At 51.7% G+C, this 24,777-nt stretch carries 16 protein-coding genes; 6 read left to right on the forward strand and 10 right to left on the reverse strand.

Going from position 1 to position 24,777, the window contains the following annotated elements; all coding sequences use genetic code 11:
- Positions 1-23: 23 nt before the first annotated feature.
- The 5 genes from SH451x_RS00195 to SH451x_RS00215 all read right to left on the reverse strand — a co-directional run bounded on the left by SH451x_RS00195 (position 24) and on the right by SH451x_RS00215 (position 9,494).
- On the reverse strand, positions 24-2,960 hold the full coding sequence (locus tag SH451x_RS00195; protein ID WP_479360219.1) for a hypothetical protein: 2,937 nt from the start codon (positions 2,958-2,960) through the stop codon (positions 24-26).
- On the reverse strand, positions 2,957-5,419 hold the full coding sequence (locus SH451x_RS00200) for a BatA domain-containing protein (protein WP_479360221.1): 2,463 nt from the start codon (positions 5,417-5,419) through the stop codon (positions 2,957-2,959). Before SH451x_RS00200 ends, SH451x_RS00195 begins: the two co-directional genes overlap by 4 nt.
- 63 nt (positions 5,420-5,482) lie before the next feature.
- Positions 5,483-6,385, reverse strand: coding sequence for a DUF58 domain-containing protein (locus SH451x_RS00205; protein ID WP_479360223.1), 903 nt, complete (start codon positions 6,383-6,385; stop codon positions 5,483-5,485).
- The gene (locus tag SH451x_RS00210) at positions 6,354-7,400 is read right to left on the reverse strand and encodes an AAA family ATPase (RefSeq protein ID WP_479360225.1); all 1,047 of its coding nucleotides are present in this window, start codon (positions 7,398-7,400) and stop codon (positions 6,354-6,356) included. The genes SH451x_RS00205 and SH451x_RS00210 overlap by 32 nt, the downstream gene beginning before the upstream one ends.
- Positions 7,401-7,469: 69 nt before the next feature.
- On the reverse strand, positions 7,470-9,494 hold the full coding sequence (locus SH451x_RS00215) for a tetratricopeptide repeat protein (RefSeq protein WP_479360226.1): 2,025 nt from the start codon (positions 9,492-9,494) through the stop codon (positions 7,470-7,472).
- A 331-nt stretch (positions 9,495-9,825) separates the two neighbouring features.
- Here SH451x_RS00215 and lepA point away from each other — a divergent pair, with 331 nt between their 5' ends.
- On the forward strand, positions 9,826-11,637 hold the full coding sequence (gene lepA, locus SH451x_RS00220; RefSeq protein WP_479360228.1) for a translation elongation factor 4: 1,812 nt from the start codon (positions 9,826-9,828) through the stop codon (positions 11,635-11,637).
- Positions 11,638-11,703: 66 nt separating this feature from the next.
- Here the strand turns inward: lepA and SH451x_RS00225 are convergent, their stop codons facing one another.
- Together SH451x_RS00225 and SH451x_RS00230 are read right to left on the reverse strand one after the other, a co-directional pair.
- Entirely contained in the window at positions 11,704-12,651 is a 948-nt protein-coding gene (locus SH451x_RS00225) for a sugar phosphate isomerase/epimerase family protein (RefSeq protein WP_479360229.1), read from the reverse strand.
- Between the two features lie 91 nt (positions 12,652-12,742).
- The gene (locus SH451x_RS00230) at positions 12,743-13,063 is read right to left on the reverse strand and encodes a hypothetical protein (protein ID WP_479360230.1); all 321 of its coding nucleotides are present in this window, start codon (positions 13,061-13,063) and stop codon (positions 12,743-12,745) included.
- Between the two features lie 83 nt (positions 13,064-13,146).
- On the opposite strand from SH451x_RS00230, the gene SH451x_RS00235 reads away from it, so the two are divergent.
- Positions 13,147-14,838, forward strand: a complete 1,692-nt coding sequence (locus SH451x_RS00235) for a Na/Pi cotransporter family protein (RefSeq protein WP_479360231.1) — start codon at positions 13,147-13,149, stop codon at positions 14,836-14,838.
- Between the two features lie 44 nt (positions 14,839-14,882).
- On the opposite strand, the gene SH451x_RS00240 is transcribed toward SH451x_RS00235, so the two are convergent.
- On the reverse strand, positions 14,883-15,188 hold the full coding sequence (locus SH451x_RS00240; protein WP_479360233.1) for an ArsR/SmtB family transcription factor: 306 nt from the start codon (positions 15,186-15,188) through the stop codon (positions 14,883-14,885).
- Positions 15,189-15,307: 119 nt separating this feature from the next.
- Here SH451x_RS00240 and SH451x_RS00245 point away from each other — a divergent pair, with 119 nt between their 5' ends.
- Together SH451x_RS00245 and SH451x_RS00250 are read left to right on the forward strand one after the other, a co-directional pair.
- Entirely contained in the window at positions 15,308-17,197 is a 1,890-nt protein-coding gene (locus SH451x_RS00245) for an adenylate/guanylate cyclase domain-containing protein (RefSeq protein ID WP_479360235.1), read from the forward strand.
- Positions 17,198-17,412: 215 nt separating this feature from the next.
- The gene (locus SH451x_RS00250; protein ID WP_479360236.1) at positions 17,413-17,625 is read left to right on the forward strand and encodes a hypothetical protein; all 213 of its coding nucleotides are present in this window, start codon (positions 17,413-17,415) and stop codon (positions 17,623-17,625) included.
- Between the two features lie 55 nt (positions 17,626-17,680).
- Here the strand turns inward: SH451x_RS00250 and SH451x_RS00255 are convergent, their stop codons facing one another.
- Complete coding sequence (locus tag SH451x_RS00255) at positions 17,681-18,337, reverse strand: carbohydrate binding domain-containing protein (protein WP_479360238.1); 657 nt, start codon at positions 18,335-18,337, stop codon at positions 17,681-17,683.
- A gap of 412 nt (positions 18,338-18,749) precedes the next feature.
- Between SH451x_RS00255 and SH451x_RS00260 the strand changes: the two genes are divergently transcribed.
- Both SH451x_RS00260 and SH451x_RS00265 read left to right on the forward strand, forming a co-directional pair.
- A complete protein-coding gene (locus tag SH451x_RS00260; RefSeq protein WP_479360240.1) occupies positions 18,750-19,184 on the forward strand; it encodes a BlaI/MecI/CopY family transcriptional regulator in 435 nt (144 codons plus the stop codon).
- Positions 19,181-20,902, forward strand: a complete 1,722-nt coding sequence (locus tag SH451x_RS00265; protein WP_479360241.1) for a M56 family metallopeptidase — start codon at positions 19,181-19,183, stop codon at positions 20,900-20,902. The genes SH451x_RS00260 and SH451x_RS00265 overlap by 4 nt, the downstream gene beginning before the upstream one ends.
- Positions 20,903-21,687: 785 nt before the next feature.
- On the opposite strand, the gene SH451x_RS00270 is transcribed toward SH451x_RS00265, so the two are convergent.
- Positions 21,688-24,702, reverse strand: coding sequence for a beta strand repeat-containing protein (locus tag SH451x_RS00270; protein ID WP_479360242.1), 3,015 nt, complete (start codon positions 24,700-24,702; stop codon positions 21,688-21,690).
- Positions 24,703-24,777: the final 75 nt, after the last annotated feature.

The raw sequence follows: 24,777 nt of genomic DNA on the forward strand, positions 1-24,777 counted from the left end.
GTGGTTGCACTCAAATCGAAATACTAGGCAAGTCGACTCAGACGGCGGAGCAACCATTCGAGCGACAGAGCGGACGCGATCGACAACATCAGAATCAACATCCAGCGCTGTTGAAAGTCTCGGTCAGGCGCGCCGGGCAGGAAGTTCACTTGGTCCCGCGCTGGAATCAATTCATGAATTGGCAACGCCGACTCGGCCTGTTCAATTACCGGTGGTTCAAGCGTTTCTGTTTGCTCGTTCGCTACGGGAAGCTTGGTGATTGGCTTGCCCGCCATGGCATTGGTGATACCGGCAAAATAGGAGCCGCCCGTGCGCTGGCTGACGGCAAGCAGGACTGGATCGTTTCGCTTCGGACGCTCAATCTCGCGCGTTGGAACACTTGAGATTACTTGAGCCGTCAGTGTGGCATCACCTTGAATGCTGGAATCGAGTCGAATAAGGTACTTACCAGTCTGACGAAGCAAGAATTGACCGACAAAAACGCCGGCCTGTCCCGTCCCTTGCATCTGTGAAAGAGTTAACGGCACGAGCCGACCATTGGGTTCGACTAGATTGGCCGTAACTGAGGATTGCTCAAGGGGACGGAATTGCTGGTCTCGTAACACGGCGCGAACCGAAATTTGGTCACCCAACAAAGCTGCTTCTTTATCGACTAGCAACAGTCCATAATCGGAGTCTCGCAGTAGTCGCCCCTGGGCGCTCCAACGCACAAGTTTTGTCCAGTACGTATTGAAATAGTTCTCGTCTACCTCGCGTAGCCGCCAAATTTCACCGCTTCCCTGGAATACCACTCGCCCGCCTCCGTAGAAGTGGCTGGCTGAATAAATGGGAAGTGCAGCATCAAGAGATGTTGTTGGATCTGAGAAGTAAGTAATCGCAGTCGCTCCCGGCTTCAATTCGTAGGTGTTGTAGAAGCTATACACTCCTGCAAACTGGTCCCACGCTTGCGCGGACAGTTCGCGAGAGTTTGCCACGTCCATAAAGTCAACACTGAGGCTTTCATTCGTGAGCTTGAGTGGCCAGACCGATTCGCCTTCAAACCGTCCCAGCGATACCAAACGCGACGCTTGGGAATTCAAAACAACCGGAGCCATATCCCGCAGCTTTGCAGCGCGAGGATCGGTGTTTGCGCCCGATCCTGTCCACTCAGGGGTGCAAACAGGGCCTGCAACGATTACCAATCCCCCTGCTCCGCTGCTGACCCACTGTTCGAGCACGTCGATCGAGGCCGCTTCGAGTTGCATAAAATCGGCGTCGAAGCATAACACGCAATCGTACCTCGCCATCTCCTGCGCTGTCGCTGGAAACTCCGTCAGCAGTTCATCCGATTCTTGCGACATCCCTGGGCCGCCCGTCTGCAAAAACACATGCGATTGGATTGTGCTGTCTCGGAAGAGCAAGTTCCTAACAAACTGGTATTCACGAGTTGGGCCACCAGCAAAAACCAGCACGGTCGACTTGGGTTCGATGACCTCCACATCGGTTTCGGCGGAATCATCTTTCTCGTTCACATCTTGGCTAGGTGGCAATACCTTGACATCGTAGCTGTAAGTTCCAATCGATTGCGGCATAACTTCAAAGTCGATAGCCGACATTTCGTCTGCGGACGCAAGTGTGATCGATTTTTCTTGTTCAATCGCAAAATTGCTGGAGCTAGCGTTCGGCTCGGCCCCGCCACGTCTACGAAGCTGGACTGTTACCGGTCTGCCTTCCAAACCTGTTGCTTGAAGCGTAGCAGATATGCGGAATCGGTCACCTGGGAACACGCGACGAGGAGCATCGACATTGACTAAGCGAACGTTGACCGGATCCAGTGCTGACCCTAGCCCAATGACGTGTAATGGAATTCCAGCCGCCGCAGCTTGGCCAGCAGCGCTTTCCACCGAAAGTCCTGAATTGTTTTGGCCATCTGTCAGAAGTACGATGCCTGCCAACGGTGCATTTTGCTCGCGTGCAAGAATCGTTGCGATGGCATCTCCCAATCGAGTCTCAGAGCCTTGGGCGGTCAACAAAGTTGCCCAATCCAAAGCGTTAGGCGATGCATCCAGCCTGCCTTGATCCTCAGCGGTACTACCCGTCTCTTGAATGGTTGACTGATCGAGCCGGGGTGGTTCCGTAAAGCTCCATAGACTTGTAAAAGCATAATCGGATCCACGCAGCGCTGCGGCGCCGATAAAGACGATGCCTGCAATCGAGGCCACGACCGCGGCGAGAGATATGTAGGCAAGCCGATCAGGATTGAACTCGCTAAAACCGAGTATGTTCGCTCGCCGCTCTTTCGCAGTTCGCACACTCATTGGACGACGAAGCCGAATCACGATAGTCGCGATCAATGTGATAAGCGACAAAGTGAGAAGTACTGTACCGGCCCAGATGAAGACGGAAATCGACCGCCATGTCCATAACGTCGAATCGCTCCCAAGGCCATCGACCCCTTCAACAGAATTCGTTTTTGCAAACGACGCGATCGAAACCGGACGCTCTCCTGATTCAAAGCGATAAACACTCAACTCGTGATCTGCCGCAAGGTTTTTCAGAAAGTCCGAACTGCTGAATTTTCGAACAATTTGTTCGATACGAGATTCGAGAGGAAACTCGGGATCACTCGCGAAAGTCGCTTCGTCACGTCGTCCTGACTCGCTGGCGGCGTCGCCTGCCGGGAGCGTCATACTGAGCGAACTGTCCACGAGTACCGCTAGTCGTGAAGGTCGAACTAACGGTTGTTCGGAACGCTTTTGCAAGTTTAAAAAGAATAGCAGCAGGCCACCAAACGCAGCGATGCGCAGGAAGAGTAAGGCTAACCCTAAACCTCGCGGAAGCTCAATCCAGTCGCGTCGATAAAGAACAACAATGTATCCAATGATCAACGCAACGGCAGCGGCGAGTACAGCGTATTGCCACCATTGCTCCATGGCAGCCAGACGGCTCCACTCATAGTAAACACGGGATTGTGGGTTCATGACGCAACTCCAGGTGTCGGAGTCGCAGAACGCTGCGGGAGGTGATAGCTTGCGCTATATGCTAACGCTTGCTCGATCAAGAGAAGCACGATCAGCAGTCCGAGCAGCCAAGTCTGCTGGCTGGATCCGCTGGAGAATGGACTTGAGTCGAGCGCCGCATCGGCCGTACGATAGTTTGCTTTCAATGGACTCAATCGCTCGAGTAGATCGGTTTTGGGAGTTCTCTGTAGTTCGCCCTCGCGAGCTGGAGCGTTCGCCGGGAAGTTAATCACTTTGCGACCGCCCGACAATGACGATAACCATAACTCGCGAGCGCCCCCGAATAAAAACCGTTCGTCAGATTCTGCCTGCAAGGAATCCAGCGGATTCCATCGCACGACTAGATTACGGTCATCGACGGCTCTCGCATTCAATTGAATGCTCTGTCGAGAAGCTCCGGCTCGGTTGGGAAGCACAAGTTCAACATCGGGCAAGAACTCTTGTGGCGAGAACGCGTGAGTGATGCCGCTGGCCACAGGTTGGCTAGTCGGCGAACGCTGAAATGAAGCCAGGTAACCGGAAAGTTTCAACATGACCACGACAAAGGTCGGGTCCTGAGACCAGCTGTTCCAAGATGGGTCAACGGCCGAAGTAAATAGCACGACGTGCCCATCGCCATACGTATGGTCGACCATCAAGGGTATTCGATTTCCAAGCCTGGCTATGACCTTAACAGAGCTGCTGCGTGATTCGGCCGATTGAGTATTGTTCGCGTCAAGTTCTCGAACTCGAACATACTTCGAAAATCGGACGAACTGAAAAGGTGAGGAAGCGAGGCTGAGCAACGGTGAGAATATCGGATGATTTTCCACAACCAATGATTGAACGGTCTCCGTCTCTGACCTTGGAGTTACCTCCTCCACGCTGGCCAGTGCGTAAGGTAGCAGTGAGATGGTTGGTAAATTGCTGTCGGCACCGGAGCCATTTGAAGGAATGTCACCAAGCAACTGAGTCATTCGTTGTGCGTCAGAACTGCTCCAAGCGGCTCCTGGAAAAACTGCCAGGCCACCACCGTTGCTGACATATTGACGTAAGTTGCGAACGGCCCGTTCGTCCAGACTATTTACGTTGGTCAACATGATGGCTGCATAATCTTGCAGCGATTCAATCTGCGAATCACGCAAGTACGACGATGATTCCGTTGAGACTTTCCAGCCAGTCTTCGTCGTGCCGCCTGGATCAAGGGCCGCTTGCAAAAATCTTGCCGTAAGACGCTCGGCTGAATCGTCAACCAACAGCAGTCGCTGCGCGTCTACGAGATTGAGAACACATGCAAGCTGATTGTCTGCCTTCAACGCATCATCCGCGACAGCTGCCTTCACGATATGGGAACCGCTGTTGGGAAATACGACTTGAACCGACCGACTTACAGTCTCGTTGGGGTCGAGCTTTTCGATAACGATCGCGGGAAGTTCGGTCGCAGCGCCCGAGCTAAACTGGTCAAACGCGATGTTAAGCTGCGAGTCGTTGAAGTTGTAAGACGTAATCCGCACGGTAACATTGCGCAGGGGATTCAAGCCTTGGTTCCGAAGGCTGAGTCGCAAAATCACCGGCACGCCAGCAGCCAAGACTTCCTGGTCTGGCTCAAGCGTAAGTAACGAAATATTTTCAACGCTCGCGTCCGCACAGTCGATCAATTCAATTCGACTTTCTTGCTTTTCCAATCCTTGCAACGCAGTTTTAATGTCAGTTGGCTGTTCCCATTCCTTGTCGCGAAAATCGCTAACGTAATAGACGGTCGCATTTTCGTTTGAGCCTGCGTTCGTAATGAGGGAGTTTGCCAGTTGGATCGCAGCAACTCCGTCCACGTCGACATCAACAACGCCTTGGGAGGCAAGCGATTCGAATAAGCTGTCTGACTTGCCGATGACTGATCGAGACATGAGGTCGGCGATCGCATCGACGTTTCGAGCCGAACTTTCTTCGACTTGAGTTGCAACATCTGTCTCGCTAGATGCCGCCTGCTCTGCTGAGGGGGCCTGAAGTGCCGCACGGCTAAAACGAATGATCGAGACTTGATGAGATCCGCCGTCCTGGACTTCGCGGTCAAGCAGACTGGTGACGCTGCGGATGCCACGCTCGAATAACGTGCCATCGCGGAAGCTTTGGCCCATCGACATGCTATCGTCCAGGAGCACATAGTGATGTGTTACGCTTTGCCCGAGTAATGAAAGCAGTCTCGCGCCGCTTACCCATTGCGCGAGCATGGCAACGAGTACGGCGAGGACGGCCATCCGACTGAGCAAGAGTAAGGCTTGTTTAAGCCAGACCCAGCGACGATGCCGTTTGTAGCTTTCCAGAAGAAACTGCATGGCGGCCCATCTCTGGCGGCGGTAACGCAGCAGATTGATCAGATGGATCAGCAGTGGCAGCAAGACTAAGAGAAATCCCCAAGTCAAGCTTTGAAAAACAAATTGCATTCGTACTGTTTCCTACGCCTTACTCAACGGCGTTCTCATTCCTATTTTTGCTAAACTCTTGTACTAACGTTTTCTCAGGTGGGCCATACGAGCAGCCAAAAACGCCGTTAATGTCGCATCGACGGGGTGGGCTGTTCGGACAAGGTGATAGTCAACTTCGTACGATGCACACGCTCTTCGAATCGAATCAAGGAACTTGTGTAACGATTCCAGGTAACCATCCCGCAATGCTCTCGGGTTGCAAGCGAGTGCGCCTGTGGCTTCAAGGCCTTCGAAACGAGTTGGGTCGTTGAACGGAAAGTCTAGTTCATCGTCGTCCATCACATGGAACACAATGCAATCGTGCCCTGCTTTCCTCAAGGAAGCCAAGCCCCGAAGGGATTGAGCGTCTGTTCCCAGGAAATCGGTGATCAGTACAACGAGTCCTCGTTGCGGGAAACTCTGCTGCACATCTTTGAAGACTTGGCTGATGTTTGTACTCTCGCTAAGCGATTGTTGAGTCAAGGATTCGTAGATCGACCGCGCTTGCTTGCGACCGCTGCGCCAGGGAAGTTTCAATCGCACTCGATCGTCGAAAACCGAGAGTCCAACCGCATCCTGTTGACGCAGGCAAAGATGAGCTAAACAGGCGGCGATCGTCGCTGCATAATCAAACTTGTTGAGCGGGCCTCGACCGTACTCCATGCTCGTGGAAGCATCCAGCAGCATACTGCAACGAAGGTTTGTGTCTTCTTCGTATTGTTTTATGTAATAGCGATCTTGGCGTCCCCAGACTTTCCAATCGATATGTCGCAAGTCATCGCCGGGCACGTATTCACGGTGCTGGACAAATTCAAGCGACTGGCCGAAGTAAGGACTGCGATGCATGCCGGATAGATATCCGTTAACAATGCGCTGCGCCCGTAGCTCCATCGATTGGATTGCGGCGATCGCTTCAGGAAGCAAATATTTTTTGGAAGCGGGCATCGCGAAGCAAATCGTCTTGGGCGGTTGGAGTGTCGGCAATTAATCGGTCGATAACGCTGTCGCTGGTAACGCCTTCACTTTCGGCAGCGAAGTTCACTACGATGCGATGGCGCAACACAGGTTTGGCTAAAAATTGGATATCTTGAGGGTCAACTTGAGCACGACCGAGCATGGCAGCGCGGGCTTTTGCACCAAGGATCAGGAACTGGACCGCGCGAGGGCCAGCACCCCAGCCTAGCTGTTCACGCACGTAGTCAGGAATGCCTTCTTGATCGATGCGAGTTTGCCGTACTAAAGCCAAAGCGAATCTAATTGCATTTTCGCTGACTTCGATCGAACGAACAAAATCCTGCAGTTCAATAATTTCTTGCCCATCCAACACAGGGCTAATCTGTGCAGTGCTGGTTCCCGTCGTTCGCCGCGCCACTTCAAACTCTTCTTCGAACGATGGATACTTCACCATCACTTTCATCATGAAGCGATCTTGCTGGGCTTCAGGCAGCGGGTAAGTGCCCTCCTGCTCAATCGGGTTCTGAGTTGCCAGAACGAAGAACGGGTCTGAGAGTTGATGGCGATTACGCCCGATCGTCACAGTGCGTTCTTGCATCGCTTCGAGCAGAGCAGCTTGCGTTTTTGGCGGAGTACGATTTATTTCGTCTGCCAACACGACGTTGGCAAAGAGCGGGCCTTCCATGAATCGTCGCTCGCGTTGTCCCGAAGCGCGATTCTCTTCGATGATCTCGGTTCCTGTAATGTCGGCAGGCATAAGATCAGGCGTAAACTGAATTCGGCTGAAGGACATATCAAGCGTTTTGGCCAGCGAACTGATCATCAACGTTTTAGCAAGTCCAGGAACACCTTCCAGCAAGCAATGGCCTCGCGAGAAAATTGCGATCAAGAGTTGATCAACAACATCCTGCTGGCCAACAATCACTTTGCTGAGCTGTTCGCGAATTCGATCGCGTGCTTGTTGCAAGCGTTCTAACTGAGGATGTGCATCGGATGTGCTGATCATTCGTAAGATTTCTTTAAGGTTCTTGTCGTCAAATCGTCTAACAGGAAATGGACGCGATTGGTGTGTAAACTAGTTTAGTTCGTCCCGTTCGCGCCGATAGTTCAGAAGCGTACGCAGCAACTGTCGCTGGGATGGTTCAAGATTGTAGGCTCGTTCTTGCCAATAGATAGCAGATTTCAGATCGCCAGATTCATAGAAACAACGAGCTAACGTGTCGATATAAGCCGATTGGTCTCGGGCTAATTTGTTCGAAAGTTGACTCGTCTGTAATGCCAAAGGTAAGTCTCGGTCAATGTTTGCCAGCATCCACGCATACGTGTTCAACGAATTCGCGTAACGCTTCCGAATTCTTGCCATTTCATCGGAGCTGGCCAATCGAAAATCGCCTTCCAATGCCTTGGTTTCGGTCTTCAAGATTTCGAGTACGGATTTGATAATGTCGTCGACTTCTTTTTTCCATTCGGCATTTCCATCCAAACGATGCATTTCGATCGCGGCGTCGACATTATCTGGCGAGTACTTGATCGACTCTCGAAAATGTTCCTTGGCGGCTTCAAACTTTTTGTCAGATAATGCCGCCATCGCTTTTGCTTGGTGATAGCGTGAGCGTAGCAACTCGATATTGAGATCAGTAGAATATCGCGATAGCAAACCGTCCACGCGTTGACGGTATTTCAAATCTTCATCGATAAGCTTAATGATCGGCTCCCAGAGCTTTACGGCTGCGGTCCAGTCGCCGCCATCTTGCAGCGACTCGCTGAATTGCAAAGCAGCTAAGACACGGATCTCATCGTTTGCCACGAATTTGCTGAGGGCGGAATCAAAGGCGGCTTTTGCCCAATCATGCTGGCCGCGTTCTGTAAGTCTGCCAGCTTGCTCTAATACTTCCCACGGCGAAGCAAGCCTAGAGGTTATCTGCGAAACGATCTCGGTGGCCTTCGCTTCGTCGCCTTGCCAACGGTAAGCTTCAGCGAAACGATACCGCAACGCGGCTTGAGAAGCGACGAGGTCGGGATTGCTCTCGTAAATTTCGATAGCAATTTCGGGCATGGCAAAATCGATCGCCCAGCTCGCCCTTTCGTCGATGACGGAGTACGCATCCGGGCCGCTCAGCGAAGCGGTTGGTAGCTGCGCCGCGAACTCAATCGCATCTTCTCGATTGCCACTTCTCACTAACAGCTCGACGCAAAAACGACATAGCTTCTCGATGGTGTCACTCGAAGTCTCCCCGTCAAGAGATTGAAGCAGTTCCTTTTGCCTGGCGATCTGATTTGTCCACCACTCCGTATCAAAGGAGTCTTTAGGTAGATTCAGTTTGTACTGTTCAAGTTTAAGGAGGCCGAAGGGGGGGCGAACATAATCAAAATCTTCTAACGGCTTTTGCAGTTTGATCTGCGACAGTAAGGCGGACAGATCGGGCGGAGCAGCACTCGCTGCCATCGCAGATTCATAGAACGCTGCTTGTTTACGTAACCATAGACATGCATCATTATTCGATTGACCGACGACGGTCATGATCTGTGACCAGCGCAGCTGGATCGCGTCAAGCTCTAGATAGTTCTCTGGCATCTGCAAGAGCAAGAGTGCAGCTCGCTTGTTCAAATCCCCATAGGGTTCAAAACGCACGATTCGAGCAAGTGCTTGAATACCATCGTCCTCGGAAAGTTCGGCAAGCTGGTCCAGCTTAAGTGCCCGCTCCATGAGACTGGCGGTCGCGTAGCCTTGCAGAATCTTTTTGACCTGCGGCGAATCACTTTCATTGCTCCAAGAAATCCCGCTGTGAAGAAGATAGCGAGCAGTTGCACTTATTTGTGGATCGCTATGCGACGTTGCCGACCGCAATTGGTCGAGTGCGGGAACGCCAATGCGTTGCAATTGGGTAGAAGCTTCAATTCGCGTCGAATATTGTTCCGAGCCCAATTCGTCGATCAACGATAGGATGTACGCTTCTTGGTCTGCCGCCGATTCGGGGTTTTTGGCATAAGCAAGTGTGGAAGCCCACCATATTATTAGGGCGCTGGAGAAAACTCCGCATCGGAGCGTCCGACAGTTGTGCCGAAGATAAATCGGGTAAGTGCTCGAGTAGTTTTGCATTCCATTTTTCAACATCAAGGTCCACCGTGGGCAGGTGATTCCGGCGTGAAGGCTCCATAACGCTTGTCGTTAGAATCTATACTATACAGAAAGTTAACGAAATCGGCTCACATTCTGCACGTCTGCGGTTATTTTGCAGTCCCCTCCGAACTTGGTTAGCTAGCCCAAAATGGTCGGCAGAACGGAACATCACTTTCTGAATAGATCTTCGGAAACGCCCGCCGCCGACTTATAATCGCGTTTCGCTAAGGAAATACTGCTTTTCGCCGATGGAAACGTAAGGGAAAGGCAGGAACGCCGCTCCTTGTATCTGTCATCGTTTGGAAGAAGAATGGCCCCTCCTCGTTCGCATATCCGCAACTTTTGCATCATCGCACACATCGACCATGGCAAGAGTACGCTTGCCGACCGTTTACTCGAGAAAACGGGCACCGTCGAACTTCGCAAGATGAAAGAGCAACTGCTGGATGCCATGGATCTCGAGCGGTCGCGGGGGATCACAATCAAAGCCAAAGCGGTGACTTTGCAGCATACGCACAAAGGCGAAAAGTACGAACTGAATCTGATCGATACTCCCGGTCACGTCGATTTTCAATACGAAGTTTCCCGTTCCTTGACCTGCTGCGAAGGTGCTCTGCTGCTGGTCGATTCGTTCCAAGGCGTCGAAGCTCAGACTGTGGCAAACGCCTACGCGGCCATGGAACACAACCTAAAGATCATTCCTGTGATCAATAAAGTCGACCTAGCCTATGCCCGCGTCGACGAAGTGCTCGACGAAATGGAGCAAGTTCTGGGGATCGATCCAGACGAAGTGGTACTTTGCAGCGGCAAAGCGGGCATCGGTATCGACGACCTTTTGGCGGCGATCGTCGATCGAATTCCTGCGCCCGGTGGCGACGAGAACGCACCCTTGCAAGCGATGGTGTTCGATTCGCATTACGATGATTTTCGCGGCGCGATTACTTACGTTCGACTGATGCAAGGATCTGTAAAACGTGGCCAGAAGCTACGGTTCACGCGCATGGCGGCAACTCACGAATGTATCGAACTTGGGCACTTCGTGCCACAACGCGAGCAATGCGATGAGCTGCATGCAGGTCAAGTCGGTTACTTGATCTGTAACATTAAAACGCTGAAAGATGTCCACATCGGTGATACAGTTCTAACCGTCGGTGACGACGTCACGCAACCACTTCCTGGTTACAAACCACCCAAGCGAATGGTTTATTGCGGGCTCTATCCAAGCGATGGACAAGAATTCAGCGAACTGCGAGACGCGTTGGAGAAGCTGGCTATCAATGATCCGAGCTTTGAGTTTGCACCAGAGACGAGTGATGCGCTGGGATTCGGATTCCGCTGCGGCTTTCTGGGTTTGCTGCATATGGAAATTATTCAGCAACGGCTCGAGAATGAATGCAACCTGGACCTTGTGCAAACTGCGCCGAACGTCACGTACGAAATCCTCACGCGCAACGGCGAGATCTTAGAGATTCATAAACCGCAAGATGTTCCAGACACCGGGACTATTGAAGAATTTCGACAACCGATTGTGCGAGTGAATTTTGTACTACCAACAGAACATATCGGCACTTGCATGACGCTGTGCCAAGATCGGCGTGGAGTGCTCAAGAGCCAAGAGTATCTGTCTGCAAACCGGGCGATGGTAACTTACGATTTGCCGCTCGCTGAAGTCATCTACGACCTGCATGACAAGTTGAAGAGCGCAACACGTGGCTATGGAACCATGGACTACGAGGTTATCGGCTTTGAACAAGCGGACTTGGTGCGGCTCGATATCCTGGTCAATAACAACAAGGTCGACGCGCTCGCGATCATTTGTGATCGTCGCGATGCCGATCGCCGCGGCCGAGCTGTCGTAAAGAAGCTAAAAGAGGAAATCGATCGCCACATGTTCGAGGTCGCTATCCAAGCTGCTTTGGGATCGCGAGTCATTGCTCGTGAAACTGTACCCGCCTTGCGAAAGAACGTGACTGCGAAGTGTTACGGTGGCGACATTACGCGTAAACGTAAGCTGTGGGCCAAGCAGCGCGAAGGTAAGAAACGCATGAAATCGATTGGCTCGGTCGACATTCCACAAAAAGCGTTCATGGCCGTCCTGGAAAGCGGCAACGACCGCAGCTAGACCTGTCCGCTGACTGCATATTAAATCGTCAGCCAGACTTATCAGTGGTTTCGCTTGAGTCGTTAGCTAAGACTCGATTGCTGCTCGCAATTTATTTAACCAGCCTGGAACTGCTTCAAGCGGCTCTGCTTCCCCTTCGTACTCGAGCGCAACCCATCCGCTGTAGTTGGCATCGCGAAGAATTTTAACAATGCGATTAAAATCAGCATCTTCACGCTTGCCGCTCGGCAAGACATCAATCTTAATTTGTGCGTTCACTGCGTACGGAGCGATTTTGGCTAGTTCGGCGTATGGGTCTTCCATCATTTTGAAGTTGCCTGAATCGAAATTGATTCCAATCGCATCCGATTGTACTTGCTTGACAATCGCCAGCAGGTCGTCAGCAAAAGAAGTGATGCCGCCATGGTTCTCAAGCCCGAGCATGACCCCCTTTTGATGTGCATACTCACAAGCAGCACTTGTTACGCGAGCGCAACGCTGAATTGTTTTCTCCTTGTCCCAATCTTGCGGCTGAGTTCCGGCGAAAATGCGAATGACAGGAGCTCCCAAGATTGCGTAACGATCAATCCATTGTTTGGCGTGTTCGAGATCGCGACGAATCGCTTCGTCATCAGCCGAACAAAAGTCGTTACGAATTGCACCACCCGTAATCGTTACGCCCTTTAGGTGGCAGTGACGTTTCAACTTCAGCAGGTAGTCGTTGGTAACATCTTCCGGAAAGTAGTAGCTTGTTAGCTCTGCTCCTGGCACGCCATGCGCGTGGCACCAATCGACAAAGCCAAACAAATCCATCTTGTCACCAGATTTACTCGTCAGGTATTTGCGGAATGAATAAGCTGCAAGGCTGACCCGCAAACTACTTGGCGATTGACGGACGAACGGCTCAATGGCCATCGCTTGTTGTGGTGCAAGCGGCAATGTAGAAACCCCACAAACGACCGCCGCAGTCGCAGTCGCAATTTTGGCCAGGGTCGCGCGGCGTGAAGACGTTGCTTGGTTTGTTGTGTTGTGCATCGATCGTGCTTCTAGGTGGGGAGATATAGCGAGCTTGCCGTATTGTAGTCGATCGCTTGCGACAATTCAGGACCTTTGGAGCTGCGAAGGCTTATTCGGCGATGTTGGATCCCGATTCAGTTGCATCTATGGTGGGAAAGCGTCGCCGCAGGAAAATTCGTTCAAAAAGAGTGGGACGGCGAAGTCGTGGGTCAGTTGCCGATACTGTGTGGTCCTTGCCTCGACGCGTCATTAGGACGAGAGAGCCGTCCGGCTTAATTTCCTTCACCACCCAGTACTTTTCCACGATATAGCTGTAGCTATCGCCCTTGGTGGCTGCCGAAATCTCTTGCGCGCGGCGCCCGGGCGAATCGCTGAATTTTTCTTTGGCAAAGACAACTTTGTCTCCCACCCTTGCCTTTTGGATGCCCATGCCTCATGCTCCTGGTAAAAATTCTGCGCCAAACTAAGCTGAAATTCTATTTATTCAACAAAACTTAACAATCCGTCGGTGCAATGGATATCGAAACATTATCCAAGTTGATTTTTGAATTGGTCGGAGGACTTGGGATCTTCTTGCTGGGCATGAAGTACATGTCGGACGGATTGCAGGCCGTCGCAGGATCTAGTCTACGCCGACTAATTGGAGCGGTGACCAATAATCGGTTGATGGCGACAGCTGTCGGTATCGCAGTTACCTGCGTTGTGCAATCAAGCTCCATCACGACGGTCATGGTGGTCGGTTTCGTCAACAGCGGAGTTATGGAACTCACGCAAGCCGTTGGCGTCATTATGGGAGCCAACGTCGGGACGACCATCACGGGTTGGATTCTTGTGCTGAACGTTGGCAAGTATGGATTACCGCTATTCGGTGCCGCCGCTTTCATGTACCTATTCTCCAAGGGCGATCGATGGCGGTATTGGGCAATGTCAGTCATGGGCGTTGGCATGGTCTTCTTCGGCCTTGAAATCATGAAGAACGCCTGTTCGATCATCAACGACCTGCCCGAATTTGAAGCTTGGTTCAAAACTTTCCAAGCTGACAGCTATTTGGGAGTGCTCAAATGCGCGATGGTCGGCTGCATATTGACGATGGTCGTGCAGTCATCATCGGCCACGTTAGGGATCACTATATCACTTGCCTCACAAGGCATTATCAGCTATCAAACTGCGGCTGCATTGGTTTTAGGCGAAAATATCGGTACGACGATCACTGCGTTCTTAGCATCGTTAGGGGCAACGACCAATGCTCGTCGCGCGGCCTACTTTCACGTTATATTCAATATGATAGGTGTGGCGTGGATCACACTCATCTTTCCATGGTACATCCAGTTTATCCAGGTTTTTGTTGGGGGCGATGTACAGCAGGTTGTGATGGTAGATGGGAACGAAACCTTTCCACGGACCATTCCTGCTATAGCAGCGACGCATTCCATCTTCAATATCGCCAATACGCTGCTTTTCATCCTCTTTGTGCCACACATGGTCAAGTTGCTGACCAAGCTGGTGCCATCCAAAGGCTTTAAAGAAAAACCGCGTCTGACCGATCTGGACATTCGAATTCTTGAAACGCCTCTGCTGGCGATCGAACAGTCGCACAAAGAAATTCTGAAAATGGGAGACGGTTGTAGCAAGATGCTCGACTGGCTTGCTCAATTGTTACAACAAGATGAGCCCGATAAGAGCTTGGCCGATCGTTTGCGACATCGGGAGAAAGTACTAGATTCTGTCCATGACGAAATCGCCGAATTCGTCACCAAGCTACTTTCGGCAAACGTGTCGCATGCAACGGCGGAAGAAGCGCGTCAACAGTTCCATTTCGCAGACGAGTACGAATCCATCAGTGACTACATCGTTGATCTGGATAACTTCGATCGGAAACTGCGACGGGATGGTCACCGTTTCTCGGAATCGCATCGAGCCGATTTAGTACAGTTGAACCAGCACCTCACCGAGTACCTGCGACTGGTGAATACGGCGATGCGAGAGCAAAATAGAAACGTGCTCACGCAGACTGATGCAGCCAGCAAGCGAATTCGCGGCGAGATCAAATCGCTACGCAAAAAGCATCTCGAAGAATTGTCGGCCGGGGGAACTCCGCCGGTTGTCAGCGTTGCGTTCCTGGCAGCTTTGAACGCCTACACGCGCGTTCGCGACCACGCAACCAATATTGCAGAAACCATCGCTGAAGAGATCAAGCACACCTAGTCTGCTGGCCGGTTTCATAGCGGCAACAAACGGGCGTGGCTGACTTACCCAAACCAGCTTTCCACGCACGTCAGGATCGGTGACAAATGCACATCGGCGATCTGATAGTAAATATTTTTTCCGTCGCGGCGATTATTGAGCAGCCCGGTTCGCTCCATCAACCGCAGATGATTGGACGCTACAGCACTGGCAATGTCACAAGCCGCTGCCAGTTCACCAACCGTATATTGCCCCGACATCATCATTTGTAGCATCCTCAATCGGTGCGGATGAGCTATAGTTTTGAGGCATTCAGCAGCTTCTGACAACTGTTCGGCTGTCATCGACTTGGCGGATCTCTTGCTCTTCATACAATTACATAGGTCGTAGCGGATAGGTGGCAGACATGTTTCAATATCGAAACATTTGAAATGTTGTCAACCGCGCGTGCAGACTTTCTAGCATTACGTATTGTTTACATGGACTGTATATGCCCGACTTGATCGCTCAAGGTACCGATGGAACCGATCGTTGGCGCAAGGCACTACCTGCGAACATACCAACATTTCCTCCCGTGATATTGGGACGAACTTCGGAAGCGTTTGAAGTCCCTTGGGACAGTCGCGTTTCTCGGCAACATGCGAAATTAGTCTGGGATGGACAGCGATTGCACGTCGAACGACACGTGGACGCGCGAAATCCCATCTTCTTTCGAGGCAAACAAGATGACGAATTCTCCTTACAAATAGGTGAACACTTTGTAATCGGTGGAACAACATTCACTTTAGCTAACCAGCAAATCGAAGTCTCTAACGATACGTCCGATCAACCGCTGGTCTCTGAACAAAGCTTTACGACAAAAGAACTCGACGAAATTCGCTACCGCGATGCGCAGCGCCGAATCGATGCGCTCAGTCGACTTCCAAGCGTCATCGGCAGCAGTACCAACGACGAAGAATTAGTAGTTCGCGTCCTGAACGTGCTCATGACCGGAATCCGCCACGCGACTTTTATAGCCATCGTCAAAGACCTGCAAGCAACCGGCGCAGTTGCACAGAAGAAAAGCTCCGCGGATTCAAGCAAGAATACTGACTTATCAAGCGACGGTATCCAAATCCTGCATTGGGACAGCCGCGATCTGAACCGCCGCGCCTTCTCACCCAGTCGTTCGCTAATTCGCCGCGCTAATACTCTAGGGCAAAGCGTCCTGCATACTTGGCACAACCACGATACATCGGCAGATGATAGCGTTAATCTTGCAATCGCGCACACGGAAGTGGCCAATGTCGATTGGGCATTTTGCGTTCCGATTCAAGGCGAAGGCAGCGAAGGCTGGTCGATCTACGTCGCAGGAAAGCTCGATCAGCTGTCCGATACCAACGATGTGCTAGGTGCGACTCCGCAAGCTAGCAGTACATTGGTCTTGCACGAAGAGATGAAGTTTACAGAGCTAACAGCGACCACGATTGCCGCGGTTCGCCAAGCTCGCTACTTGCAGCAACGTCAGGACGTGCTGCGACCCTTCTTTGCTCCCGTCGTCCGGAAATCGATCTTGCGCCGCGGTAGCAACCTTGAATTGCAACCAAGAGAAGCAGATGTGTCGGTCCTCTTCTGTGACTTGAGAGGTTTTTCGGAAAAGAGCGAGCTCCTAGAAGACCAACTGCTTGTACTTTTGCAACGCGTGAGCGATGCGCTGGGTGTTACGACGAAGCATATTTTGATGCGGGACGGAGTCGTCGGTGATTTTCACGGGGATGCAGCGATGGGCTTTTGGGGTTGGCCGCTAGATTCGGACGACTACATCCTGAAAGCAGTGTCGGCCGCGCTGGCAATCCACGCTGAATTTGAAGATGCGGCAGGTAAGGAAGGCAATGTGCTCTCCGGCTTTCGTGCTGGTTTAGGAGTCGCCAGCGGCCGCGCGGTGGCTGGACAAATCGGTACAGTTGACCAAGTTAAAATCACCGTCTTCGGACCAGTTGTGAATCTGGCATCGCGATTAGAAAGCATGACCAAACAATTGTTTGCGCCGATTCTGGTCGATGAAGCTACCGCCGAATTTATTCGCAAGAGCGATGCGGGCACGAGTGCTCGCGTGCGTCGCGTGGCCAAAGTTTTGCCTGTCGGTATGAAGCGACCGCTGGTGGTGAGCGAGCTGCTCCCTCCTTCGTCGACCGCGAACACCCTTAGTGATATTGGAATTCTGGCCTACGAACGGGCCCTCGACTCATTCTTGGCTGGACAGTGGGAAGACGCCTTTCGTCTTTTGTACGATGTACCGGCTAGTGACCGGGTCAAAGATTTCTTGACCGTTTACATCGCTCAACATGGTCGACGCGCGCCAGCCAACTGGGATGGCGTCATTCATCTTCAATCTAAGTAAGATGCAGTTGATGTTGCCACGTAGCAGCATCGCTCCGTGACGCTGATTTGAGTCTCAGAGAGACGCGATTATTGTGGCACGATAGCCCACATTCTGAAATTTTTTGCCATTTGGCAAGAATTATGCGTAGTGAACGAATTGGAAGCACTGGCAGTCTGCCAATCTTGCATTCCGGTAGTTGTGTAACAATCGATCAGTTGAGTAAGGATCCAACGATGAATCCTCTAGTAGAAACACGTCGCGGCAGTACAGGCAATGTCATCGCCGCCATTGCAAGCTTTTTTATCCCTGGGCTTGGGCAACTTGCTCAGGGAAGAATTCTCGCGGCGCTCTTTTTCTTTATCCTTGGATCGGTGTTGTGGGTGATAATGCTCGGATTCATTGCCCACATTTGGTCAACGATCGATGCAGCGCTGTACAGAGGATAACTTATTTCGTTCTTGGTCGCTCGGGGGAAACTGCAAGTAGTAAGCCAACTACTCCTTATTGCCGCGCTCTTCGGCGACGCAGCAGTGCTAATGTGCCGGCGACACCGAACATGGCGATGGATGCGGGTTCTGGTACAGCTGAAACGTACGATACCGACACGTTGTCTATGAAGAACGTCGAAGTGCTGCCAGGATTTGCGCCCGTTGCAGCATTCAACTGCAAGGTTACGCCGCCGCTGACATCTCCACCGGTTATTGCATTGAATGAATAAAACGCATAGTCATTGCCGAGAAAAAGAGGTGCGCCGCCGAGGATTTCTGATTTAGAAGTACCGCCACCACTGAGTTCTGAAAAGAATTCGGCAAATTGCACGCCGCCCGCAGTACCCGATCCTTTTGCCCAAAACGAGATCGTGATCTCTTGGAATGATTGTACGACACCAACACCAAGATTCGCTTGCTTGATGATAGCTGCTTGACCTTCAATTGTATTGGCAAGTTTGGCCGAAAAATTACCTGCGTGAACATCTGACGCCGGCGAGCTTATCGCTTCGAACGTTGAGCTTCCACTTGGGAAGGATGCCCAACCAGACGTATTACCCGATTCAAAGTCTCCGTTAGTTGTCAGTTCGACTATAACCGAGGCTCGGACAGGGGTGATTGCTAAGAGTGTTGCAAGGATGCCACATGCGAGTGACCAGGAAGTCTTCATCTTTTCGTCCATTCTTTAAGAGAGTTCAAACGAGTGATCGAAGTTCGTGGGCAGATTGCCCCAGTGGCGAAACTCGATTCCGTTTGACCGACGAGACGGCGTCGTTGAAGAGCCCAGTGAATTAGGGGACGAAAACAATTCCGGTCGACCTAGATAGTATAGTCCAACGGGCGCCTGAATGGAGGTTAATGCGCTAGTCGCGAGGTGCCAAATATACTTGAATTGGTGTTGTCTTTTTACAAGACATCAGATCTCAATTGATTAGTAAAGGTCGAAGAACACAATTCAATCACCGATCGCTTCCTATCAATATGCAGTCTTGCATCAAGCGATCAAAAGCAAAAAACTTTTGCTCGAACCCAGAACAGATCGCTTGACTCAGGAAGACTACAGATGTAGTCTATCGCTTAGTATGTTGAGCGATTGCTTTCAGGTAGGGGGCTATATTTTGGGCGAAGAGATTACGGTGGGATTGTCTCCTGCGGAATGGGAAATCATGAAAGTGTTGTGGGAACGCGGTCCTGCAGCGGCCAGAGACGTTTTCGCTTCGCTGCCAGACGAGAATGTCTGGGCTTACAAAACAGTCAAAACGCTGTTATCCCGTCTCGTTGCAAAAAACGCCGTCGCTTACGACCAGATAGGGAATTCGTACCTGTATCGAGCTGCGATTGATCGCGATGCAGCTACTCGACAAGAAGTGCAAAGCGTAATCGGGCGCTTGATCAGCGATGCGTCACGACATGTCCTGGCACATTTTATCGACGAATTCGAATTGACCGACGACGAAATTCGTCAATTAAAGCGGCAGCTTGATGAAAAACGACGCGCGAATCAGAGCAAATCATGATGCAGTGGATCGAGCAAGTTGCGGTTTGTTGGTGGCATTGGGTTTTCCATGCTTCGTGGCAACTTGCAATCTTGATCGCCATTGTTGCGATCATATCAAGCTTGCTCCGTTCTCGCTCCGCTCTTTTGCATCATTCGCTATGGTTGGTGGTGTTAGCGAAAGCAATACTCCCACCTTACATACGCTTGAGCACCGAGTCCTTTCCGTGGCTCGCTTCTGTTCTGCCTCAGGCTATTGTTTTCGACGCGCCTGAGCCCAGGCAACTTGGGCAAGCAATGTCCGTTGGGGCAACGACGAGCACTCTGACGGCCGATGTTGCTTCAGAAACACTCTCACCATTAGTTGTGTGCCTGGCGGTTTGGCTAGTAGGTATCGGTTTATTTTGGTGGATGGTTATTCGACGTTACCGCAGGATTTCTCGATCACTTCGCGACGTTGAAACTTTGGATGAAGGATCGCTGCGTATCGCGTACGAAAAGATTGCGATGGAACTTGGTATGGCGAATTGCCCAGACCTGCGCGTGACGAATCTCTGGACCAGTCCATTTCTGGTCGGAGTAAGGAGGCCGAGCGTTGTAGTACCTGAGGCAATTGTGCGAAACGCAAGCGCGAAAGATATTGCCATCGTGATGGCGCATGAACTCGTTCACCATCAACGGAGGGATACGTTGGTGGGCTGGGTTCAGGTAATTGCGCTGAGCTTCTTTTGGTTTCACCCGTTTTTTTGGTGGGCGATGCGTCAGATTCGTCAATCTCGCGAGGAGGCGTGCGACGAAGCGGTACTAAAGCAAACCTCGATTCTTTCCGAGGACTACGGCGACGCGATGCTGAAATTAGTGACTCGGGCGCAAGCAAATTCGCCCAAAGGAGTTGGTTTGGTAGGAGTTTTTGAGAGTAGTTCGCAAATTCAGATTCGATTGGAGAAAATTATGAAGTTCAAAAAAAGTGAAACTAATTTTGGTCTCGGATCCAGACTGGTAGTTGCAGTCGCAAGCTTGGCTCTGCTTCCGATGGTGCTTCTTCAGTCGAGTGAAGCGCAAGAGAACACCAAGTCAAAAACTAAGATTCCGCAAATCGTCTCGACAGACCCCGTTGCAGGAGAAATCGACGTTAAAGCTTCAAGAACCGAAATTCGTGTAACATTTGATCGCGACATGAGTGCCGGGATGAGTTGGACTGGTGGTCCACCTTACTTTCCACCGGGAAGCGATGCAAAGGCCCGTTGGATAGACAAGCGAACTTGCGTTTTACCAGTTAAGCTGGAGCGAGGTAAATACTATCGAGTCGGCTTAAACTCCAAATCATATACCAACTTTAAATCGACCGACGGTGTTGCATCCGAACCCTACTCAATATACTTTGCCACGGAGGGTGCTTCAGCGGAATTGATCGCGCTTGCCAAGACGCCTGAAGTTGTTCGAATGGAACCCGCCAATGGCGCCATCGACGTAGATCCCAAATTAGAGTGGCTTTCGGTGACATTTAACATGCCGATGGGCAAGGGAATGTCGTGGACCGGAGGTGGAGTTGAGTTCCCGAAGGCTGCCGAGGGGAAGCAGCCTTCGTGGTCTGAGGACAATCGAACTTGCAAAATCCCCGTTGCGCTCGAGTCGGGTCGGACATACCGGCTTGGTTTGAACAGCCCACGCCACAAGAATTTTCAAAGTGCTGGTGGCGTAGCACTTCAACCAGTTCAATATTCTTTCCAAACCAAGTAGTAGAACCAGCAGTTTAAGATTGTTGATAAGATCGCTAACCTGACGGCCTTGGGTCAATCAAGCGCAATGATATTGAATCGACAGCGCCGAAAGCTCTTCCCCCCTCGCCCCATTTCGGGAAGAGGGGCGGTTTGACCATTGGCCGCATCTAAGACAGCAAACAAACAACCGATGAATCTCAGCAAAACAATGGATGCAGTTTTAGGTTTGTATTTTTCGTAGGCCCAAGCATGTTCGAATCTGTCAATTGTGCAAAAATTCTCTGAAGCCATTTACTGGCCAATCCTCTGCCGTTTCCATCGTTTGGTTCCATAGCTTTCCGCAGCCTCAGCACCGTACGACCACCAATCAACATTCACAATGGGAAGCTGCGCGCACTTTACGAACACGAACTCGAAGTGGAGACCAATTAGGGACAATAAAGGAGAATACAGACCCCTTCTCACGCAAATACACGCCATCTAGCCGCTTCCAGATCGCATCTAACAGCGTCTGGCGCTAAATGGTCTGGTACTAGATGATGTAGCCGACCGAAAAAATTTCAGTCGTCGGCCGCGATAGGTATCCTACAGCCACTGAGCCGTGCGAAGTATTTCAACGGTCCCCGAGCTTGGTGGTGGCTTCAAAGTACTCGAAGTAACCGGATGGACCCAATAAATGCCTTGTGCTGCGTTCGCTAGGACGGGAAGAAATTTGATAAAGCAGCGCAAGAACCCCATAAAAAAGGCCCAACAAAAAGTTGGGCCAGATCTTCACTTAAGTGTGTCGGGAAAACAATTGCTTGCTTAAACCGTGCCTAATTGCAACTGCTGGCGATTGTAGTACCGTACGCCACATACACCTCCAATTGCAAGCAGAACTAATGAGAAAATTACCGCTGAAGGCTCAGGAACAGCTGAAACGCCTGCTACGAAGTTACCTCCGAGATACTGGCCCGAACCATTGGTAGTCCAAGACAAATTCAAGGCCAAACTATTCCAGTCAAGCGTATCATAGATTCCAAGCGAGATCACGTTGTCGGTGAACAAGCTGAGGAAATCCGAATCGGTTGATTTCCACGTTTGTGAGAACCCACTTCCACTGGATTCAATAGTGAATTCCCAATAATTGCTGGCATCAAAACCGGAGATGTAGCCATTATAGAGACCAACGACAAGCTCTTTGCCCAAGTAAGCGTTACTGTCAAAGGTGAATTCGGCACTGACGGATCCCGTGTGGGTTGCCGAGTTGTAGGAGTCGTCTGGGTGCTGACCACCAAAACCGCCCATCCCGACAATATCCGAACCAGAGCCATCCCAAGGATCAATTTGCAAGGCCTGCTGGATAGCGAATTGACCGGAGGTGCCACTTGCCGCTGACCAGCTGGAATTATTGGCCGAAGCGTACGAAAAAGCTTCGTCGCTGCCTGTGTAATGCGAAGTAGAACTTCCGTCGGCCGATGCAAAACTAGAAACATTGGCGGTGCTGCCGACCGAAGCTTGCGCAGTGGCTTTGGCTCCAAAGTTCGACCCAGCACTAAATCCGGTTGCTTGTGTTGTGGCGGAGCCGCTTGCACCCGAGCTGGTCGCCGTCGATTGAGCGTTCAAACCGATGCTTGTCGCGGAAGAAATTGCATGCTGCGAACTGTACGACTCAGCTCGCGCATCGGCTTTACCTGCTGCCGACGCGAAGGCTGCAGAGGAGGCATTACCACCAATTCCGTCGCCGTTGTACCAGCTATACCCTCCGCTACCACCGGCGGCGTAAGCATAAGCGTTGGCTTCACCAACGCCAGTATTTATGGAGTTGGCGGTTGAGCTGGCGTTACCACCATTGCCTGGCGTGCCTTCGTAGGAAATGCCACCAGCACCGGCGATTGCCTCGGAGTTAATAGTGACTCCTTCTGAATATGCACCAGTCACCGAAAGAGAACTTGATGCGGCACCACCGTTCCCTGCCGTACCCTCTACTGCATAGTAGGAGGAACCGCCGTTCCCTCCGCGAGCTGTCTGCCTGATCCAAACACCGACCGCCGTATCGGAAACCGCTATAGAATCCGTAACACTGATCGCTGCTCCATTTCCACCGTTTCCATAGTACGACTCGCCGCCAGATCCCCCGTTCACGTCAACGTACGCGCTAAGGTAGTTTGATCCTATGATCGAACTGCTTCCTACGGTTGCATCTCCACCGTTTCCACCATTCCCATTGTTAGAGCTTCCGCCTTGACCGCCGGTGGCAGATAAATCCAAACGGGCATTTTCTGCTACAAAGCTATTGTCAATTGATTGTGCGAATCCGCTTACCGTTGCACTGCCACCATTACCTCCATTCGCATCGTCGTACCAATAACCACTACCAGTACCACCCCGCGCATCCGCTCTGCCGTAAGCATATCCGTTAGCTTGGGCGAACACCGTCGATTCCGCGCTGCCGCCGGTCTTGTTGTTTGTGGAATTCCTACCTGCGCTACCCCCAACCGAGAAAGCATAGCTCATTGCCCGGCCGGTATCCGACGTGTTAGTGGCAGAGGAATTCGCCAGCGCCGTACCAGCGTTCCCCACGCCCGAGCCGTACGCATTTCCTCCATTTCCGCCTTCCGCCGTTACGCCAACTTCTAAATGGTTTATCGCATTTTCGACGAGTGTCAAGGAAGAGCTTGCATTACCACCGTTACCGGACGTCGCGCTTTCATCGGACGACGAACCACCGTCGCCTGCAAATGCGTCCTGATAGGCAGTCAGTCTGAATGAGCCTGAGAAAGCTGATACGTCGATCGCGTTCGTCAGTGCGACAGATGCGCCATCAGCGCCGTTGCCGGTCCCATATGCATTGCCACCGTTTCCACCATAAATGTGCCCTGAGACCAAAGCGGTAAATGAACTTAGATCAGCTGGTCCATTGAATGAAAATGTTCCTAATTCGCCAATCCCAGCCGCACCACCGTTGCCCGAGCCATAGCTATTGCCGCCTGAACCGCCGTACGCTCTCATGTTGATCTGAGCCGAATTCGTAGCCGTGACGCCGGCAGTGCCAACAGTACCGTTACCTCCTGTACCGCCATCACCGAGCGACTCCCCGCCGTTGCCCCCGCGCGCTTCAAGCCAAAGATTTGCCTCTGCCCCGCTGGCAGAACCGCTGGCAATGGCGGCGCCACCAACGCTTCCAGGTTCCGTTGATGAACCATAAAAGAGTCCTCCACCTTGCCCGCCATAGGCATAACTTTCGCTCGTCGCAAGTCCGATAGAGCTTGAGTTTGCTACAGCCGATGCCGTTCCGGCAGCGCCATTTGCCGTTCCGTAATATGTGAAACCGCCTGCACCTCCATGTGCTTCGGCAAACGCCGTCGATGCACCAACGGAATTGTTTGCCATAGATTCCGCCGTGGCGTTCCCTGCATTACCTGCTGTCCCATAATCGGAATAGCCTCCATCGCCGCCAATGGCACTAGTATTCACGTTAAGAGCGCCAAAGTTGCCATCGATAGCAAGCTTCGATGACGCATTCCCGCCATTTCCGGCCTGCAACTCGAACGAGTATCCCCCAGTCCCACCAACGGCCCTCTGGTTCGCGAAAAGCGAGTCTGCACCCAGATACGGTGCTGCTGGAATCATGTTTAGCAATGTGGCGTTACTACCATTATCACCATCGTTTACACCTGACTGACCATTCACGTTGACCACGGCGTTATAGTGCTGACCCGCGTTGGGATTGTCATCTGCCAACGTGTTGTCAGATGCGTTCAGCGATGCAAAACCGAGCACTGCTGACAGCAGCGTCATGCGAAATGCTCGGCGCAAGTTCATTTCTTTTTGACTCACAGTAGACAAACCTTCTTGTTAGAAATCGAAGTGGGACAAATTTACAGGGGATTTTGGAACGTTCGCTGAGCGGCG

The sequence above is a fragment of the Njordella aestuarii genome, assembly GCF_056494165.1.